20 protein-coding genes and 1 other RNA gene are annotated in these 17,705 nt (G+C 64.8%); 7 read left to right on the top strand and 14 right to left on the bottom strand.

What is annotated here, in order from left to right; genetic code table 11:
* Positions 1-231: 231 nt before the first annotated feature.
* Positions 232-1,218, top strand: coding sequence for a DegT/DnrJ/EryC1/StrS family aminotransferase (locus BMI91_RS09790; RefSeq protein WP_158522133.1), 987 nt, complete (start codon positions 232-234; stop codon positions 1,216-1,218).
* Positions 1,219-1,220: 2 nt separating this feature from the next.
* Here BMI91_RS09790 and BMI91_RS09795 read toward each other — a convergent pair whose 3' ends face one another.
* From BMI91_RS09795 to BMI91_RS09805, 3 genes are read right to left on the bottom strand one after another with little or no spacing between them, the layout of a single operon-like run.
* Positions 1,221-1,871 (bottom strand): NeuD/PglB/VioB family sugar acetyltransferase, encoded by a 651-nt coding sequence (locus BMI91_RS09795; RefSeq protein ID WP_078604821.1) that lies wholly within the window; start codon positions 1,869-1,871, stop codon positions 1,221-1,223.
* Between the two features lie 31 nt (positions 1,872-1,902).
* The gene (locus BMI91_RS09800) at positions 1,903-2,823 is read right to left on the bottom strand and encodes a hypothetical protein (RefSeq protein WP_078604822.1); all 921 of its coding nucleotides are present in this window, start codon (positions 2,821-2,823) and stop codon (positions 1,903-1,905) included.
* A gap of 53 nt (positions 2,824-2,876) precedes the next feature.
* Positions 2,877-4,523, bottom strand: a complete 1,647-nt coding sequence (locus BMI91_RS09805) for an electron transfer flavoprotein-ubiquinone oxidoreductase (protein ID WP_078604823.1) — start codon at positions 4,521-4,523, stop codon at positions 2,877-2,879.
* Between the two features lie 237 nt (positions 4,524-4,760).
* On the opposite strand from BMI91_RS09805, the gene greA reads away from it, so the two are divergent.
* Together greA and BMI91_RS09815 are read left to right on the top strand one after the other, a co-directional pair.
* Positions 4,761-5,231 (top strand): transcription elongation factor GreA, encoded by a 471-nt coding sequence (gene greA / locus BMI91_RS09810; protein ID WP_078548983.1) that lies wholly within the window; start codon positions 4,761-4,763, stop codon positions 5,229-5,231.
* A 57-nt stretch (positions 5,232-5,288) separates the two neighbouring features.
* Entirely contained in the window at positions 5,289-6,335 is a 1,047-nt protein-coding gene (locus BMI91_RS09815; protein WP_232621654.1) for a hypothetical protein, read from the top strand.
* 80 nt (positions 6,336-6,415) lie between these two features.
* Here the strand turns inward: BMI91_RS09815 and BMI91_RS09820 are convergent, their stop codons facing one another.
* Complete coding sequence (locus BMI91_RS09820; RefSeq protein ID WP_244176599.1) at positions 6,416-7,003, bottom strand: GNAT family N-acetyltransferase; 588 nt, start codon at positions 7,001-7,003, stop codon at positions 6,416-6,418.
* Positions 7,000-7,602: a molybdenum cofactor guanylyltransferase MobA gene (mobA, locus tag BMI91_RS09825; protein WP_279627333.1), complete on the bottom strand. Its 603-nt coding sequence runs from the start codon at positions 7,600-7,602 to the stop codon at positions 7,000-7,002. The genes BMI91_RS09820 and mobA overlap by 4 nt, the downstream gene beginning before the upstream one ends.
* A gap of 88 nt (positions 7,603-7,690) precedes the next feature.
* Here mobA and BMI91_RS09830 point away from each other — a divergent pair, with 88 nt between their 5' ends.
* A complete protein-coding gene (locus BMI91_RS09830) occupies positions 7,691-8,437 on the top strand; it encodes an AzlC family ABC transporter permease (RefSeq protein WP_244176600.1) in 747 nt (248 codons plus the stop codon).
* Positions 8,434-8,766, top strand: coding sequence for an AzlD domain-containing protein (locus BMI91_RS09835; protein WP_078604825.1), 333 nt, complete (start codon positions 8,434-8,436; stop codon positions 8,764-8,766). Before BMI91_RS09830 ends, BMI91_RS09835 begins: the two co-directional genes overlap by 4 nt.
* A 333-nt stretch (positions 8,767-9,099) precedes the next feature.
* On the opposite strand, the gene rpmG is transcribed toward BMI91_RS09835, so the two are convergent.
* The 4 genes from rpmG to rnpB all read right to left on the bottom strand — a co-directional run bounded on the left by rpmG (position 9,100) and on the right by rnpB (position 11,205).
* Positions 9,100-9,267, bottom strand: coding sequence for a 50S ribosomal protein L33 (gene rpmG / locus BMI91_RS09840; RefSeq protein WP_011750518.1), 168 nt, complete (start codon positions 9,265-9,267; stop codon positions 9,100-9,102).
* Between the two features lie 158 nt (positions 9,268-9,425).
* The gene (locus tag BMI91_RS09845) at positions 9,426-10,136 is read right to left on the bottom strand and encodes a tellurite resistance TerB family protein (RefSeq protein WP_078604826.1); all 711 of its coding nucleotides are present in this window, start codon (positions 10,134-10,136) and stop codon (positions 9,426-9,428) included.
* Between the two features lie 80 nt (positions 10,137-10,216).
* Positions 10,217-10,600 (bottom strand): DUF302 domain-containing protein, encoded by a 384-nt coding sequence (locus BMI91_RS09850; RefSeq protein ID WP_078604827.1) that lies wholly within the window; start codon positions 10,598-10,600, stop codon positions 10,217-10,219.
* Positions 10,601-10,791: 191 nt separating this feature from the next.
* Positions 10,792-11,205: RNase P RNA component class A (rnpB, locus tag BMI91_RS09855), an RNA gene on the bottom strand.
* Positions 11,206-11,401: 196 nt separating this feature from the next.
* Here rnpB and BMI91_RS09860 point away from each other — a divergent pair.
* Positions 11,402-11,836, top strand: coding sequence for a DsrE family protein (locus tag BMI91_RS09860; RefSeq protein ID WP_078600577.1), 435 nt, complete (start codon positions 11,402-11,404; stop codon positions 11,834-11,836).
* Between the two features lie 175 nt (positions 11,837-12,011).
* A complete protein-coding gene (locus tag BMI91_RS09865; RefSeq protein ID WP_078604828.1) occupies positions 12,012-13,031 on the top strand; it encodes a hypothetical protein in 1,020 nt (339 codons plus the stop codon).
* Positions 13,032-13,080: 49 nt separating this feature from the next.
* Here BMI91_RS09865 and BMI91_RS09870 read toward each other — a convergent pair whose 3' ends face one another.
* The 5 genes from BMI91_RS09870 to BMI91_RS09890 all read right to left on the bottom strand — a co-directional run bounded on the left by BMI91_RS09870 (position 13,081) and on the right by BMI91_RS09890 (position 17,612).
* Positions 13,081-13,974, bottom strand: coding sequence for an SPOR domain-containing protein (locus BMI91_RS09870; RefSeq protein WP_078604829.1), 894 nt, complete (start codon positions 13,972-13,974; stop codon positions 13,081-13,083).
* A 65-nt stretch (positions 13,975-14,039) separates the two neighbouring features.
* On the bottom strand, positions 14,040-14,672 hold the full coding sequence (gene upp, locus BMI91_RS09875; protein ID WP_078522510.1) for a uracil phosphoribosyltransferase: 633 nt from the start codon (positions 14,670-14,672) through the stop codon (positions 14,040-14,042).
* 11 nt (positions 14,673-14,683) lie between these two features.
* Entirely contained in the window at positions 14,684-15,901 is a 1,218-nt protein-coding gene (locus tag BMI91_RS09880; RefSeq protein WP_078604830.1) for a phosphopentomutase, read from the bottom strand.
* A complete protein-coding gene (locus BMI91_RS09885; protein ID WP_078604831.1) occupies positions 15,898-17,220 on the bottom strand; it encodes a thymidine phosphorylase in 1,323 nt (440 codons plus the stop codon). Before BMI91_RS09885 ends, BMI91_RS09880 begins: the two co-directional genes overlap by 4 nt.
* Complete coding sequence (locus BMI91_RS09890) at positions 17,220-17,612, bottom strand: cytidine deaminase (protein ID WP_075773944.1); 393 nt, start codon at positions 17,610-17,612, stop codon at positions 17,220-17,222. The genes BMI91_RS09885 and BMI91_RS09890 overlap by 1 nt, the downstream gene beginning before the upstream one ends.
* Between the last annotated feature and the right edge of the window lie 93 nt (positions 17,613-17,705).

Consider the following 17,705-nt stretch of genomic DNA (forward strand, 5'->3'; position numbering starts at 1 on the left):
CACGGCGTTGTGATGAGGGAATTGACGTAAAGTCGTCGCGCGCGGATACTCAATCACAGCTTCAGGCGAGACGACGAGAATTCGCCAGGCTCGAAGGCTACGCATAACGAGTATTTGCAGATTGCACATCTTTAAGGTTAGCAGTCTGCCTGTAAATTCTTCTTCGAGTTGAAAGACGATCACCTTGTGACTGATACCCAAGTCAAGTTCATCAACGCCAAATCTCCCGATATGACTCGAGTGACCACGCTGCTCGATCTCTGCAGTGGCGAAAACAGCTGGGCAAATCGCGGCCCTCTGTATCGAAAGCTCGTAGAATCATTCGCTGCGCATTTCAGCTTCGGACCGCAAACATCCGTCACGCCCTGCGCGAACGCCGGAATTGCATTGGAGGCGATGGCGAAGCTTCTGGCGCTGCGCGAGGGGCGCGCGCTGCGATGGGTCGGCTCCGCGTTCAGCTTTCAGAACCTGGGACGCGGCCACTTCGCCGATATGCACTTTGTCGATTGCGACGATCAGGGGCTTCTCGACCTGGATCAGTTGAAGGCGCTTCCCGAAGACAGTTTCGACGGGCTCGTCGTCGTGAACCCGTTCGGTCTTCATCGGGACTTCTCCGCCTATATCGAATACGCCAAGGCCACCGGGAAATTCCTGCTTCTGGATAACGCGGCGGGGATCAGCCGCGATTTGCCCGATTGGCCGTGGCAGGCGCTCAGCCTGCACCACACCAAGCCTTATGGCATGGGCGAAGGTGGTCTTGCGATTACGCCCGCGGAGCTATCCGAAGAGTTCTACAGCCTGATCAATTACGGCGCGGTTCCGGCAGAGCCGTCTTGCTGGGTGAACAACGGCAAGATTTCCGACATTTCCTGCGCCTTTCTGATCGACCGCCTCGAGCGGGTCGACACTTGGGAGAAAGAGTATTTCGAGCAGGCCGAGCGCGTCCATCACATCGCGCGCGAGCTTGGCCTGCGCCCTTTGACGCCATTCAACATCGGCGCGCCCGCCATGAGCTGGGGTTATCTTGCCGAGACGGAAATCCCTTTGGAAACGATCTTGGACAGCAAACAGCTGACCTTCGGAAAATATTACAAACCGCTGGCTGACCTGCCGAAGACGACGGAGCTGTATCGCAATCTCGTCAACATCCCGACGCATCCCGATGTCGCCCTGCTGAGCGACCGGGATTTGCGGGAGGCGATCGAGCGCCTGCTTTGAACTCAGGCGGGATCGCTCTTGGTCTGGATAACCTTCGCGGGGACTCCCACCGCGACACTGTTTTCGGGAATTTCCCGGACCACAGCAGCCCCCGCGCCGATCACCGCAGCCCGGCCGACGGGGATGCGTTGAATGATGCTCGCCCCGGTGCCGATCTCGACTTCCTCCGCCAAGCGGACGTTGCCCGAGATATTCGCCCCCGGGCTGATCGTCGAGAAGGATCCGATTTCCACATCATGCCCGACCGTCGCGCTGAGATTGATGTGAACATGATCGGACAGCTCGATATCGGTCGTCAGGCAGGCGCCTGCGCAAATGATGACACCGTCGCTCAGCCGGACATTCTCACCGAGCCACGCCCTCGGATGCACCAGCACCGGAAAAGCGTGTCCGCGCGCGCCCAAACGGGTCGCAATGCCCTTGCGTGCAGCCGGAGACCCAATCGCGATCACGACATCCGGCAGCGGATCGTCTCCGAAGGTGGACAGTTCGGAGGTGACCGGCAGCCCGTGGACCGTCTCCGGGTGCTCAATGCCGGGATCGACCGCGAAACCGAGCACGTTCCATGTCGCGGCCTCCGCGTTAATCGCATGAATCACCTGAAGCACTTCGCGCCCGAAGCCGCCGCAGCCATAGATCACGATGTTTCGCATGGGCACAAATTCCTCCTCGCAGCCGGCGCGATCAGCCGAAGCGCTCTTTCAGAATAGCGAGAAAGCGCAAGACATTCTCGGTTTCCTGCTCTCTGGCCGCTGCCATGTCGGCAATCAACTGATCGCGCGTCGCGCGCGCCCAGTCGATCTCCTCCTCACCATAAGCGACCCCGTGCTTCAACTCGAAGCCGTCCCGCCAGTCTTCCGCACTCAAGCCGGGACGTGGGACGACCACCGGCACACAGCCCGACAGCGCCGCGTAATAGGCGTACATCGTGTAGAGGTCGTGGCAGTAGAAAACCTCGGTCTTGTTGAAGACCTCGGCAATTTCTCGGTGACTAAGACCGTCGAGCGGGATGGCGCGGTCGCCTTCCGGGATTTGCGAAATCGTATCCGTTCCCTTCCGGATCATCCGACAACTGCCGGAGTGCGTGCGATTTTCATCCCGATAGATGTCCTCGCGCAGCCACCGCACCCGCAGCAGACGATCGGGTGAAACGGGGGCCACACCTTCGGCGAAGGCTTCCTGATAGAAGAAGACTTCCTCGCTCGGATCGAGGGTCTCATTGCCGCCCAAAAGGCCGGGGCGGTTCAGCAGCCAGCGGACCACGCGCTCGGCTTCGAGCGGGTTACCCCTGACCGTCTCCGGATAGACAACGATCGCATCGTCAAGGACCGCCTCGGAGGCCACCGGCACATCCATGCTCTCATGCGCGGAAAATTCCGGCAGCTTCCGGCGATAGTTCCAGCGCTTCAACGCGCCAAGCCACGCGGGGCGCAGGGACCGGTAGGTCTTGCAGGGCTGACTCGCATAGGCGTCGACGCCGAGACGCCGCATGCGGTCGATCAACGCGTGGAGCACGATCTGCCCCCCGCTGTTTTCGTCGAAGGGGCGACAGACCACGACGATCGGCCGGGTCGGAAACGAGCCAGTCGGGGCTTGTGTCGGCATATTCGGCCTTCCCAGAGTCCGGTGCAAAAAGGGGCCCGCAGGCCCCTCTCAAATCACATGTTCGGGTAGTTTGGCCCGTCGCCGCCCTGCGGGGTGGTCCAGTTGATGTTCTGGCTCGGGTCCTTGATGTCGCAGGTCTTGCAGTGGACGCAGTTCTGGAAGTTGATCTGGAACTTCGCGTCGTCGCCCTCGCCGACCACCTCGTAGACGCCCGCCGGGCAATAGCGCTGCGCGGGTTCGTCATATTTCGGCAGGTTCACCGAGATCGGGATCGACGGATCCTTCAGCTTCAGGTGGCAGGGCTGGCTCTCTTCATGGTTGGTGTTCGAGAAGCTGACATTGGTCAGGCGGTCGAAGCTCAGCTTGCCATCGGGTTTGGGGTAGTCGATCGGCTTGAAGTTCTTCGCCTCGCCGGTCGCTTTCGCATCCGATTTGCCATGCTTGAGCGTGCCGAAAAGCGAGAAGCCGAAGACATCGTTGGTCCACATGTCGAGCCCACCGAAGATCAGCGAGGGGACCATCCCCCATTTTGACCACATCGGCTTCACGTTGCGGACCTTCTTGAGGTCGTTCGCGATCGGACCCGAGCGCAGATCGGCCTCGTATTCGGTCAGCTCATCGCCCGAACGGCCACCTTTGATCGCCTCTGCCGCAGCTTCCGCCGCCGCGATGCCCGACAGCATCGCGTTGTGGTTGCCCTTGATGCGCGGCACGTTCACGAGCCCCGCCGAGCAGCCCAGCAGCACCGCGCCCGGCACGGTCAGTTTCGGGATCGACTGCCAGCCGCCTTCCGAGATCGCCCGCGCGCCGTAGGCCACGCGCTTGCCGCCTTCGAGCAGTTCCGCGACCATCGGGTGATGCTTGAAGCGCTGGAACTCCATGTAGGGGTAGAGGTGAGGGTTCTCGTAGTTCAGGTGCACCACGAAGCCGACATAGACCTGATTGTTCTCGAGGTGGTAGATGAACGACCCGCCGCCCGCATTGCCGCCCAGCGGCCAGCCCATCGTGTGGGTCACTGTGCCTTCGCGGTGCTTCTCCGGGTCGATCTCCCAGATTTCCTTCATGCCGAGGCCGAATTTCTGCGGGCAGTGACCGTCGGAGAGGTTGTGCTTCTCCATCATCACCTTGGCGAGCGAGCCGCGCACGCCTTCGGCGATCATCACGTATTTGCCGCGCAGCTCCATGCCCGGCTCGTAGCCCGGGCCTTCCGTGCCATCGGGGTTCTTGCCGAATTCGCCCGCGACGACACCGGCGACGCGATCGCCGTCCCAAACGATTTCCGACGCGGCCATGCCGGGGAAGATTTCGACGCCCAGACCTTCGGCTTGTTCGGCCATCCAGCGGCAGACATTGCCCATCGAGACGATGTATTTACCGTGGTTCGACATCAGCGGCGGCATCGGCCAGTTCGGGATGCGCATCGCCCCGGCCTCGCCCAGCACGTAGAAATTGTCCTTCTTGACCGGAACGGTAATCGGCGCGCCCTTGTCCTTCCAGTCGGGGATCAGCTGATTCAACCCGCTGGTGTCGAGCACCGCGCCCGACAGGATATGCGCGCCCACTTCCGAGCCCTTCTCGAGCACGACGACCTCGAGCTCCGGGTCGATCTGCTTGAGACGGATCGCCGCCGAAAGCCCTGCAGGCCCCGCGCCCACGATCACCACATCATATTCCATCGACTCGCGCGTCACTTCGGTCATGTCTGTCGAACCCCTTGCTGGTCGTCCTAGCTGGCGTCCTGCCTAGCCTACCTCGCGTAACGAGGCAATTGTTACGCTGCGATGCCGCGCAACAATCTTGCGCCAAATTACAATCCCTTCCCAGACTGAGGAGATCGGCAATTCGCCGCGAAAATCGCGCTGTCCACTTGACTTCCGGGGGTCAGAGAAGATTTAGATGCCCTGAATTGGGGACAGTTCCGAATTCGGGAGCCTTCCATGGACAAACAACCGATGACGCGCGCGGGTTTCGACGCGCTCAATACAGAATTGAAAAAGCTCAAGTCCGAAGAGCGGCCTGCGATCATTGCTGCGATCGCGGAAGCGCGGGAATTGGGCGACCTCTCGGAGAATGCCGAATACCATTCGGCACGCGAGAAGCAGGGCTTTATCGAAGGCCGGATCAAGGAGCTCGAAGGGCTTCTGGGCCGGGCCGAGGTGATTGACCCGTCGAAGATGACGGGCGCTGTGAAATTCGGCGCGACCGTCACCATCGTCGACGAGGACACCGACGAAGAGAAGACCTACCAGATCGTCGGCGAGCCCGAGGCCGATCTGGAGAAGGGCAAGCTCAACATGAAATCGCCGCTGGCGCGTGCGCTGATCGGCAAGGACGAGGGCGACTCGGTCGAGGTTCGCACGCCGGGTGGCGACAAGGCTTACGAAATCCTCAAGATCGTTTTCGCCTGACGCGGTCGTCCCCTGCGCGGTGAGCATTTGACCGCGCGCCACTGACGGAGAGCCTGAATGGAAGGACCCGCAGAGCAGGACAAGGACCGGTTCGCCATGCCCGGCGGACCTCAATCGCCTGCCGGTCGTCCACGCCTCAAGACGCGATATCCCGGCGCGCCGGAATGGATCGCGCTGGGGCTTAGCCTCCTGTGGGTTTTCATGGTCGTGGCCTTCTGGTTCTTCGCCCCGGGGATCGCGCGCGCTGCATCGCTGTTCGCCACCGTCAGCCTCGTCGTCGGGATGGCGGTGCCGATCGTGATGATCTGGGTCGCGGCCGTAACGGCCCGCGCAACCCGCGAGATGCGCGCCGAGACCGCCGCTCTCAAGCAATCCATCGAGGCAATGCGCACGGCCTGGCTCAATCAGCAGGCGCTGCGCACCGATCAGAATGTCGAGAAGAAGCTCGACGAGATCGCCGCCGTCGCCCGGCAGGCCGAAACCACCATCGCGACCTTCGCCTCGCGCCGCGACGTGCAGGCGAGCCAGCCCTCGGCCGATCGCAAGGCGGCGCTGGTGGCCCCGCCCCCGCCGCGGCCCGATGACAGCGAACCGATGCTGGCGCTCGGCACCCCTGCCGAGGAGTTGCGCGCGCCGCTCTCGGTCGCGGATTTCGTCCGCGCCCTGAACTTCCCGGATTCGCCCGACGATACCGAAGGCTTCCGCGCGCTGCGCCGCGCCCTTGAAGACCGGTCGACGGCTAAGCTGCTGCGCTCGGCGCAGGATGTGCTGAACCTGCTCGCGCAGGACGGCATCTACATGGACGACCTCAAACCCGACCGCGCCCGGCCCGAGCTGTGGCGTCGCTTCGCCCAAGGCGAGCGCGGGCGCGAGATCACCAGCCTGGGCGGCATCCGCGACCGCTCGTCTCTGGCGCTAAGCGCGGGCCGGATGCGCGGCGACACGATCTTCCGCGACGTGGCGCATCACTTCCTGCGCCAGTTCGACCGCACCTTCGCGGAGTTCGAAAAGAACGCGTCGGATCAGGACATCGCCGAGATGGCCGAGACCCGCACCGCGCGCGCCTTCATGCTTCTTGGGCGCGTCACCGGCAGTTTCGACTAAGGGGGCCAGCCCCCTCGGGCTTCGCCCTCCCCCCCGGGATATTTTTGCCAATACGAACGGGCGCGGCGGAGGCAGAGCCTTCACAGCGCGCGGCGCATCAGTTGCACCGAACGGAAATCGAAGACCAACCGCGTCAGCCGCGATGTGCGCCGCCCCGTGACCTCGAAGCCCAGCCGTTGATACAGGGCGCGTGCGCGCAGGTTCTCGTCGATCACGTCGAGGCAGAGCGCTTGATAGCCGCGCCTGCGCGCCTCATGGGACAGCGCCTCGATCAGCGCGCGCCCGATGCCCGCCCCGCGCAGCTCGGGCCGCACCGCGATCCCGTCGACCATCATCCCGCCCGCGGGCAGGTCATGCGCCAGAAGATGCAAGCAGGCCCCGCGCCAGAGCCCGCCGCTGCGCCCGTAATGGTTGCGCAGATCGGACCAGCTTCCGCCGACGAAAGAGCCGCGATGGGTGCGAAACCCGACCACCCCGACCAGCGCGCCGTTGCCATCGAGCGCCGAGAGCGCGTGGCCGGGATCGATCACGTCGGCGATGAAGCCCAGGGCGCGCGGCTCGGGGCCCATCACCCGCCCCAGCTTGCCGCCGAAGGCCTGCCAGTAGAGCCCTGCCGCAGCCGTGCGATGCTCGCGTGCGAGCCCGTGCCGGATCGACACCTGAGTCACCGTGTCGCCCCCGCCAGATGCGCGGCCGCCGCTGCGAGATCTTCCGGCGTGTTGAGATTGGTGAACGGGTCGGGGTGACCCTCGAATTCCACCCGCGCCGCGTCCGGAAAGGCCGCGCGCAAGCGCCGCTCTCCGGAGGCGAACAGCTCTGCGATGCGCGCGCGGTCGTCGACCGGGCACAGCGCCACGCTCGGATGATCGCGGCCACCCGAGGCGGCATAGGCCGCACCGCCGGGAGCGTTGAGCCGCGCGACCAGATCATGGGGAAGGAAGGGCGTATCGACAGGCACGCTGAGCAGCCTCTGCGCGCCCTGCGCTGCCGCCCAGTCGAGCGCGCTCAGGAGCCCCGCCAGAGGTCCCTCACCGCGCCGCTGGGGCAGATCGGGCAGCACAGGGATCGGGGCGAATCGCAGCGCGGCGCCATTGGCCGAGATCGCGAGCCTGGCCACCTGCGGGCCGATCCGCGCCGCGACATGGGCAAACAGCGGACGTCCGGCGAGCATCACCGTCGCCTTGTCGACGCCGCCCATGCGCCGACCCTGCCCGCCCGCAAGGATCACCGCGACCACACGCGGCCCGACATCTTCGCCAGCGGTCAAGATGATTGCCTCCAATACAATCGCGCGCTTTGCCTTTGCCCGCATCCTTCCCTATCTGTCCCGCAACTGAGAACGGGAGACAAGCATCATGTCGGACATGACCGCGAACGGGACGGCCCCGAAAGGCACGATCCGAGCCGCCTATTGGCGCGGTTTTCGGCATGGCCTGCCGTTCCTTCTGGTAATCATGCCCTTCGGGCTGTTGTTCGGGGTGGCGGCGACCAGTGCGGGGCTCGATCTGGCGCAGGTCATGGGCTTCTCGGTGATGGTCATCGCGGGCGCTGCGCAGTTCACCGCGCTGCAGTTGATGGGCGATCAAGCGCCGGTCCTGCTGATCCTCGCGGCCTCGCTTGCGGTCAATCTGCGCATGGCCATGTATTCGGCGGCGCTGACGCCGCATTTCGGCAAGGCGAAGACATGGCAGAAGGCGCTGGTGGCCTATTTCATGGTCGATCAGTCCTATGCGATGGCGGCCAATGAATACGAGGCCGAGCCGGAGATGAGCCGCGCCGAGAAGCTGGCCTATTACGCGGGCGTCTGCACGCCGATCTGCCCGAACTGGTATGTGGCGACGCTGCTCGGCGCGCTGGTGGGCGCGAAAATCCCGCCGGAATTCGCGCTCGATTTCGCGGTGCCGATCACCTTCCTCGCGATGATCGGGCCGGCGCTGCGCACGCTCGCCCATGTCGCGGCGGCGGCGGTCTCGGTCGTCGGCGCGCTGGCGCTGAGCTTCCTGCCCTCCGGCGTGGGGCTGATGATCGCCGCGGTCGCCGCGATGGTGACGGGTGCGCAGGTCGAGCTTTGGGTCGCGCGTAGAAAGGCGGTGCGGGAATGAACGGGTATTCAGACGCCCTGATCTGGGGAATCATCATCGCGCTGGGGATCGGCACGTTCTTCCTTCGCTTCTCTTTCATGGGCTTCCTCGGCGACCGGCAATTGCCGGAATGGGCGCTGCGCTACCTACGCTACACGCCGGTCGCGGTCCTGCCGGGTCTTGTGGCGCCGCTGGTGCTGTGGCCTGCGGGCACGGGCGGCGAGACCGACCCTGCACGGATGATCGCCGCCTTCGCGACGCTGGGCGTCGGCATCGCCACGCGCAACACGCTGTGGGCGATTCTCAGCGGCCTCGCCGCGCTTTACCTGTCCTTGTGGCTGGTGGGGTGAGCCGCGTCTCGGAGGGCTTCCAGTGGAAGCCCTCAGCGGCGAACGCGCCGACCGTGGAGGCGCCGGGGAACCCCGCTAACTCCGTCTTAAGCCTCCAGAGGGCCGCGCCCGACCTCGGGTGGGCGCTTTGCAGCGCTCGGTGGCTAGGTGCTTTATCTCGCAAGCCCGAAAGACGCACGTACCTGCACTGACATCGCCAATGCGCCCTCCCCGGGGGGAGGTCGGGCGCGGCCCGAGCCGCTTCGCGGCTGATCCGGGCAGCGAGTTTCCAATCCAAAAAGAAAAAGGCCGTGCCCGGAGGCACGGCCTTCTAACCGTCAAGGTCAGGCGATCTTACTTGATCTTGCCTTCCTTGTATTCGACGTGCTTGCGCACGACCGGATCGTATTTGTTCACGGTCATTTTTTCGGTCATGGTGCGGGCGTTCTTCTTGGTCACATAGAAGTGCCCGGTGCCCGCCGTCGAGTTCAGACGGATCTTGATCGTCGTCGGCTTCGCCATTGTTTATCTCCTAGCTCCGGGCATCGAAAAAACTACGCACCCGCGGAATCCTTGAAGCCCGCCTTTTAGCGATGCGCGATGCGGAGTCAACCGGCAAACCGGGCCGCAGGCTGAAAATTCTTCACCCGCGGCTCATAAAGCGGTGACGCCCTTTACGCTCAGATCAGCGGCTTGCCCATCGTCTCGTGAATCTGGGCGACTTTCTCCGTCTCGAGGCCCAGCGCCGCGGCCAGATTCGCCAGATATTGCTTCTCTGCCTCGGTATCGACGGTGATCGGCAGAAGCGCTGCGGAATAGACCTGCGACTTCATGTGGTCCGAGGTGGCATTGGCCAGAGCTGTGATGTCGATCGGGCGGTCGAGCTCGGATTTCACGAAGGCGATCTCCTCGTCGGAGGCGTCGGACAGGTGATCGAGAATGGTCTGCCGCTCGGTGTCATCTATCTCGCCATCGGCTTTCGCGGCCTGGATCATCGCGCGGATCATCAGCTTGGCCTGATCTTCCATCATCGCGTTGACCGGCGTGCCGGAGGTCACGGCGCCAAGCATCTCCGAGATATTGCCCGCGCCCGTTTTCGCAGCGCCGGTCATGGCCCCGATCAACGCGCCAAGCCCCGCCTCGGTCGCCGCCGTCGCGGAGGCCGCCTGAGAGCCGAACTGGCCGAAGAGACCGCGCACGGTCTCCTTGCCGCCGGGCATACCCATCTTATCGGCCCACTCGCCCATCTGGTCGCCCATACCGCCGGGCTCGCCCGCCTTGCCGAGCGCGTCCTTCATGCCATCGAGGCCGCCCATCTTGTTGAAACGCTCCACGCCCTTGGCGGCGGCGAAGCCCACCGCGAGCGTGGCCAATGTCTTCACGAAGCTCATATCATTCCCCCGAAATGCGGTTTCCTGTTGAGACAGCTTCGCGCGCAGGGACGCGCTTGGCTAGAAAAAACTCACGCGATTTACAGCTTGGCAACCACGTCGGCGAGCATCTGGCGTACCTGGCTCGCGACTTCGATGAGGTCGTCATTCTCGACCGCGAGCATCGAGGCCACGGGGTCGACGGCGCTAACCTCGATCCCGTCCTCCACCTCGCGCAGCACTACGTTGCACGGCAGCATCGCCCCGATCCGCGGCGCAACGCCGATCGCCTCATAGGCAAGCTTGGGGTTGCAGGCGCCGAGGATCTTGTAGCGCGGCATGTCCTTGTCGAGCTTGGCCTTCATCGTGGCGGACACGTTGATCTCGGTCAGCACGCCGAAGCCCGCCTCGGACAGCGCCTCACGCACTTTCGCCTCGACCTCGTCGAATGCCCCGGTCATCACCTTGTCGATCGTATAGCCCATGGCAATCTCTCTCCCCTAGTTGGTCTTGGCTGTTCGCGCCTTTGCGTCGAGCGTGGCCAATTCGATGCGAAACGCAAGTCACGATCATGGAGAGGCCTGTGCTTCAATGCGCGCTCACTGTGCCGCAGTGGCGGGAACCCGTGCGGGCGGGGGCTTGTTCCTTGCCCTCGATCTTGAAGCGAAAGAAGAATTTGCGCGGATGGCCTGTAAGCCGGATTTTGTCCCGGAGGCTTGCACCCCCATGGATGACCATTCCTCTCGCCCTGCGATTGCTCACAGGGTCTAGCTGCCAACCCGGATCGCTCGGGGCGAAGCTCCCCTGCCGTCACCGCAAGCGGCGCAGCGCGCGATCCCTATTCGGCGTTGCTCCCGGTGGGGCTTGCCGTGCCGGTCCTGTTACCAGTCCCGCGGTGGGCTCTTACCCCACCGTTTCACCCTGACCCCGGCCGAAACCGAGGCGGTTTGTTTTCTGTGGCGCTTTCCGTCGGGTTTCCCCGCCCGGGCGTTACCCGGCACCGTTGCTTCATGGAGTCCGGACTTTCCTCGGGCCCCCGGCTACCCGCATTCACGGGGCTACGGGAACTCGCGGCCATCCAGCCATCCGCGCAAGGCAGCAGATAGACACTCGCCCCCGCGCGGTCAATTGCCCCTGCGCACGCATCACGGGCGTCTTTTCTTCAGCCAAGAAACGCCCCCTCGCATCACGAGGCCGTGAAATTTCGGGAGCAGTCCGTGCAACCACTTGCTTTTCAGGTGCGGCACGTTGACGCTGGCCCTCCATGAAGTGAAAGGGAGATCACGATGGTAAAGGGAGGACTCCGCCTCGGGCTTGCGCTCGCGGCGATGGTTTGGGCATTGCCCGCTATGGCGAATGAGAAAATCGCCATTCAGGTCAACAGCGCCGATCCGCAAGTGATGAACATGGCGCTGAACAACGCGCTCAACATGATCAAATATTACAAAGACAAAGGCGAAGAGGTCCAGATCGAAATGGTCACCTACGGGCCGGGGCTCAACATGCTGCGCGCCGACACCTCGCCGGTGAAAGCCCGCATCGAGGAAATGGCGATGCTGGGCGAGCCGATCCATTTCCGCGCCTGCGCCAACACGCTCGCCGGGATGACCAAGAAGCTCGGGAAGGAGCCTCCTATGGTCGAAGAGGCGGAAATCGTTCCCTCCGGCGCGGCCTATCTCGTCGATCTGCAACGCGATGGCTACGCCTATCTGCGGCCCTGACGGACGACCGCGCGGGCGGCCCTTCGCTTTCCGCGCGCTTCGATTTGAATTGCGCCCCTTCTCGCCCCGCTCGGCTTTCCGCGCGGGGCGGTTTACGTTACAGGCAGGGCTGTTTGATTGACCCCCCGGCAGGATCGGCTATCCTCTTGACAAACAAGAGCAGAAACGGGCCCGCATGACCGCCCTCTCCGAATATGAACGCCTCGAGGCGATCGGTATATGGCGTCCCGATGCGGACGCGCAGCGCCGCGAGGTGATCCTCTCGCTGGGCGACGCGACGCTTGTGCTGTCGGAGGCGCGCTCCGGCAAGGCGCTCGCGCATTGGTCGCTGCCTGCCATGCATCGCCGCAATCCCGGCAAACGCCCCGCGATCTTCGCTCCTTCCGAGGAGCCGGGCGAAGAGCTCGAGATCGAAGACGAGACGATGATCGCCGCGATCGAGAAGGTCCATGCGATCATCGCGGCAAAGCGCCCGCATCCGGGGCGGCTGCGCGGCGTGCTCATCGGGGCGGTGCTGCTGGCAGTTGGCGCCGTGGCACTGTTCTGGTTGCCCTCAGCCCTGGTCGATCATGCCGCGCGCGTCGCCCCGCAGGCGAAACGCGTCGAGATCGGCCGCAAGCTGCTCTCCGAGATGGTGAAGATGACCGGCTCGGCCTGTCACAGCCCCGGCGGCGATCGCGCCCTCTCCGCACTGGCGGAACGGCTGCCCGGACAATCGGTCATCGCGGTCCTGCCGCAGGCGCTCGAAGGGGCGCGGCTGCTGCCGGGCGGGATGACCGTGGTCGGACGCGACACGATCGACGGGCCCGACACGCCCGAGGTCGTCGCGGGTTACATCATCGCCGCGCAGAACAGCGCCGCCGGAGGGCGCCCGCTGCATCGGATGCTCGACCGTCTGGGCCCGGCGGCAGCGCTGCGGCTGCTGACGACGGGCGACCTTCCCGAGAGCGGCCTGGCGGAATATGCGCAGGACCTGCTGCAGCATCCCCCGGCGCGGGCCGATGGCGATACGCTGCTGCGCGCCTTCCGCGATGCCGGGGTCAGCGCGACGCCCTATGCCTACGCGCTCGACCCGACCGGAGAGTCGGTGCTGGGCCTGATCGAGGCCGACCCGTTCAAGGGCCAGCCCGCGCCGAAGCCGGTTCTGGAAGATGCGCAATGGGTGGCGCTGCAGGACATCTGCTCTGCGCAATGAAAAACGGCCCCGAAGGGCCGCTTGATCCGTCTTACGCCTTCACGCCTCCTCAGCGCACGAGCGCATCCGGGAAGCCCGCCCGACGCGCCGAGGCCAGCGCCGACTTCAGCTTCGCCGTATCGTAGAACGGCCCGGCATAGACCACCGTCAGCTCCTGCGTCTTGGAGGTCGCGACCGGAAGGCCCAGCGCCTGCAAACGCTTCGTCGCGGCCGCAACATTCGCGACATTTCCGAAGCTGCCGACCTGCACATATTGCTTGCCGTTCGATCCCACCGGCGCGACCGATTTGCTCGACACGGTGACGGTCGGAACCACCACGATCCGGGAGTTCGGCACCGGCGGATAAGAGCCCTCGACATAGACCTGATCCGGCGTCGCGGTGGGGCGAAGCTGCATCGGCGTCTGTTCGGTCCAGCGCGCGCGCATCTGTGCGTTGCCGTGGACGGTGCGCGGGCCGCGATAGGGGTTCAGCCGCCCGTCGTCGAACGCAGTCGTCCAGCCGTTCTGCGGCTTGGGCGCGTGGGTCATCACCGGGGCAAGCCCACCGACGCTCACGCTGTGAGACACGCGCGACGGATCGCGCGGCACAGGTGGAGAGGTCGGGGTCGGCGAATAGGGCGTGCGCATCGCGGCAGTGGCCCGGGACGCAGGGTTCGGAGCCACGGTTACCGACGCAACCGGCACGGTGGGCGCCACGCTGGGCGTATGGCCGCAGACGATGCCGCGGTCGCTATTCATCTGCGGCACCCAGCGCACGGCGCCGCCATAATCCGCGCGCACGAACACGCAGCCCTGACTGTCGACATATTGCGGATCGGTATAGCTCGCCGGGGGCATTTCGGCGGGCGCATATTGCTGCGCCTTCGACTCCGATGCGAAGCCTCCCAGCCCCAGCGTGAGAATCGCGCACAGACCAGCCGCCGCCCCTGCTTTCAGTCGCATATCCACCCCCTGATGTTTTCAAGGGGAGGATAGCCGGGTTTGCCTTTGAGTAAAGGGTGTTGGCCTTACTTCGTCCCGAACATCCGGTCGCCCGCATCGCCCAGACCCGGCACGATATAGGCGTGATCGTCGAGCCTCTCATCAAGCGCGGCGGTCACGATCGGCACATCCGGATGCGCCTCTTTCATGCGCGCGACGCCCTCAGGGGCGGCCAGCAGGCACATGAAGCGAATGTTCTTCGCACCCTTTTCCTTGATCAGGTCGATCGCCGCGACCGAGGAGTTTCCGGTGGCCAGCATCGGATCGACCACGATGGTCAGACGATCTTCGAGCTCGCTCGGCAGCTTGCAATAGTATTCGACCGGCTTCAGCGTCTCGGGGTCGCGGTAGAGGCCGACAAAGCCCACGCGCGCCGCCGGGATCAGCTCCAGCACGCCATCCAGCAGACCGTTGCCCGCCCGCAGAATCGACACCAGCGCGAGTTTCTTGCCTGCGAGGATCGGCGCGTCCATCTCCTGAAGCGGCGTCTCGATATTCTTCGAGGTCAGTTCCAGCTCCGAGGTGATCTCATAGGCCAGCAGCAGGCTGATCTCGCGCAGCAGACGACGGAAGGACGCGGTCGACGTGTCCTTCTCGCGCATCAGGGTCAGTTTGTGCTGCACCAGCGGATGTTTGACGACGGTCAGATGGTCACTCATTGTGTTGTCCCTCACAGAAAGCTTTTGCCCGGCCCTTGCGCCGGAATGTTCAGATGCGTGGCGAGCGAGGCCGCTAAGTCGACATACCCCACATTGCCCACGCTGCGCGACCCGATACCGGGGCCCGCGCCCAGAACCGGCACGCGTTCGCGGGTGTGATCGGTGCCGCGCCAGCTTGGATCGTTGCCGTGATCGGCGGTGAAAATCGCCAGATCGCCCGGTTGCAGGCGGTCGAGGAATTTGGCCGCCACCGTGTCGAACCATTCCAGCGCGCGGGCGTAACCCGAGATGTCGCGGCGATGGCCATAGAGGCTGTCGAATTCCACGAAATTGGCGAAGGTGAGCGAGCCCTCCTCGGCCTCGTTTGCCAGCCTGATCAGGTGATCGGCCAGATCGGCATCGCCCTTGCCCTTGTGCAGATGGGTGATGCCGCGATGCGAGAAGATATCCCCGATCTTGCCGATCGCATGGGTCACGCGGCCCGCATCATAGGCCCAGTCCAGCAGCGTCGGAGACGGCGCCGGGATCGCATAATCGCGGCGGTTCGGCGTGCGGGTGAACTGCCCGTTTTCGCCGATGAACGGTCGCGCGATCACACGCCCCACCTTCATCGCATGGAGCGTCGGCGCGAGCCCCTCGCAGAGCTTCAAAAGGCGGTCGAGGCCGAAATGCTCCTCATGCGCTGCGATCTGGAACACGCTATCGGCGGAGGTGTAGCAGATCGGCCAGCCGGTGCGGATATGCTCGTCGCCCAAGTCTTCGATGATATTGGTGCCCGAGGCGTGGCAATTGCCCAGAATGCCGTCCGTACCCGCGATCTCGCAGGCTTTTGCGACGATATCTGCCGGGAAGCTGTTCGTCTGATCCGGGAAATAATGCCATTCCCACGGCACCGGCACACCGGCCAGCTCCCAATGGCCCGAGGGCGTGTCCTTGCCGGGAGAGACCTCGGTGGCCGCGCCCCAGAGCCCGACTGGTTCGACCATCAGCCCCGGCGCGTCCTCGCCCGAGGCGAGTTTCACGCCTGCGCCCAGACCCAGACCGGCCAGCGTCGGCATATTCAGCGGACCGGAACGGCCTTCCTCAGCGCGCCCATCCGCACAGGCCTGCGCGATATGACCCACGGTATTCGCGCCCGTATCCGGCGCGCCGTCGTTGAAGAAACGATCCGCATCGGGCGCGCCGCCGATCCCGACGCTGTCCATCACGATCAGAAAGGCACGGCTCATTGCACATCCTCCGGGCCGATCCGTTCGTGGATCAGGGGCGGCTCTTCGGGGGCCTCGTCGCTTAGCTCGATCGCGGCCAGAAGGGCGGCTTCGGCGGCATCGGCGTCGCGGTCATTCGCGGCATGGATCGTCACCAGCGGCTCGCCCGCGGCCATGTCCTCGCCCAGAGCCACGATCTCCCACAGACCGACCGAGGGGTTGATCTTGTCGGTGCCGACCAGACGGCCGCCGCCCAGATGCACCACCGCCTCGCCCACCGCGCGGGTGTCGATGCGGCTGACGAAGCCCGCACGCGGGGCCTCCACCGCCCGGATCACCGGGGCCGACGGCAGACGGTCGGGGAAGCGTTCGACGAAATCGCTCGGGCCGCCCAAAGCTGCGATCATCTTGCCGAACACCTCGACCGCGCGCCCGTTGCTGAGCACCTCGTCGATCCGTGCCGTGCCCTCGACCGCGTCCTTGGCCAACCCCGCGAGCACCAACGCCTCGCCGCCCAGCGCCGCGGTCACGTCCCACAGTGCCTCGTTCACGCCAGTGCCGGTCAGCGTCTCCATCACTTCGATCACTTCCAACGCATTGCCCGCCGAATGGCCCAGCGGCTGGTCCATGTCGGTGATCAGCGCCGAGGTCTTGCAGCCCGCACCGTTCGCGGTGGCGACAAGGCTCTGCGCGAGCGCCTTCGCATCCTCGGGCCGCGCCATGAACGCGCCCGAGCCGACCTTCACGTCGAGGATCAGCCCTTCCAGCCCGGCGGCGAGCTTCTTCGACAGGATCGAGGCGGTGATCAGGTCGATGCTCTCGACCGTGCCGGAGATGTCGCGGATCCCGTAGAGCCGCTTGTCGGCTGGGGCGATTTCGCCGGTGGCGCCGACGATGGCGCAGCCGACTTCGCCCACGACCTTGCGCAAAGCGCCGATGCCGGGGGTGGCGTCATAGCCGGGGATCGCTTCCATCTTGTCGAGCGTGCCGCCGGTATGGCCCAGACCCCGCCCCGAGATCATCGGAACGTAGCAGCCACAGGCTGCCAGCGCGGGCGCAAGCAGCAGCGAGACGGAATCCCCCACCCCGCCGGTCGAGTGTTTGTCGATCACCGGCCCGGGCATGTCCCAGCGCAAAACCTCGCCGGAATCGCGCATCGCTTGCGTCAGCGCGACGCGCCCCTCGGTGCCGATGCCTTTCAACAGAACGGCCATCGCGAAGGCCCCCGCCTGCGCATCCGAGACCGAGCCATCGGCAAGACCGCGCGCGAACCATTGGGCTTGATCTGCGCTCAGGCTTTTGCCGTCGCGCACCGATTGGATAATGCTGCGGGCGTCCATCAGGTGTTTTCCATATGGCTCATGTCGAAGCGACCGGGCAGCAGATCGCCCACCGTCGTGTCGAGCCGCTCGCCCTCGGTGGTGGCCAGCGTCACCGGCGTGTCGTGGCGCGCGAATTCCGCCAGCTTCTGACGGCAGCCGCCACAGGGCGGCACGGGCGTCGGGCTGTCGGCGATCACGGCGACCTCGGTGATCTCGGTCTCCCCGGCCGCCACCATCGCGGCGATCGCGCCCGCCTCGGCACAGGTGCCTTCGGGATAGGCCACGTTCTCGACATTCACGCCGCTATAGATGGTGCCGGACGCCCCGCGCACCGCCGCACCGACCTTGAATTTCGAATAGGGCGCATAGGCGTTTTCACGCACCTGACGGGCAGAATCGAGCAGCGACATCGGCGGTCTCCGGGCCATGGCCGGAGCGTAAAATTTGTCCAGCCGGTTGAGTTCTCCCGATCCTGCGCCGCGCCTGCGTCGGATGCAAGCGCT

The sequence above is a fragment of the Thioclava sediminum genome (assembly GCF_002020355.1).
Lineage (GTDB): Bacteria > Pseudomonadota > Alphaproteobacteria > Rhodobacterales > Rhodobacteraceae > Thioclava > Thioclava sediminum.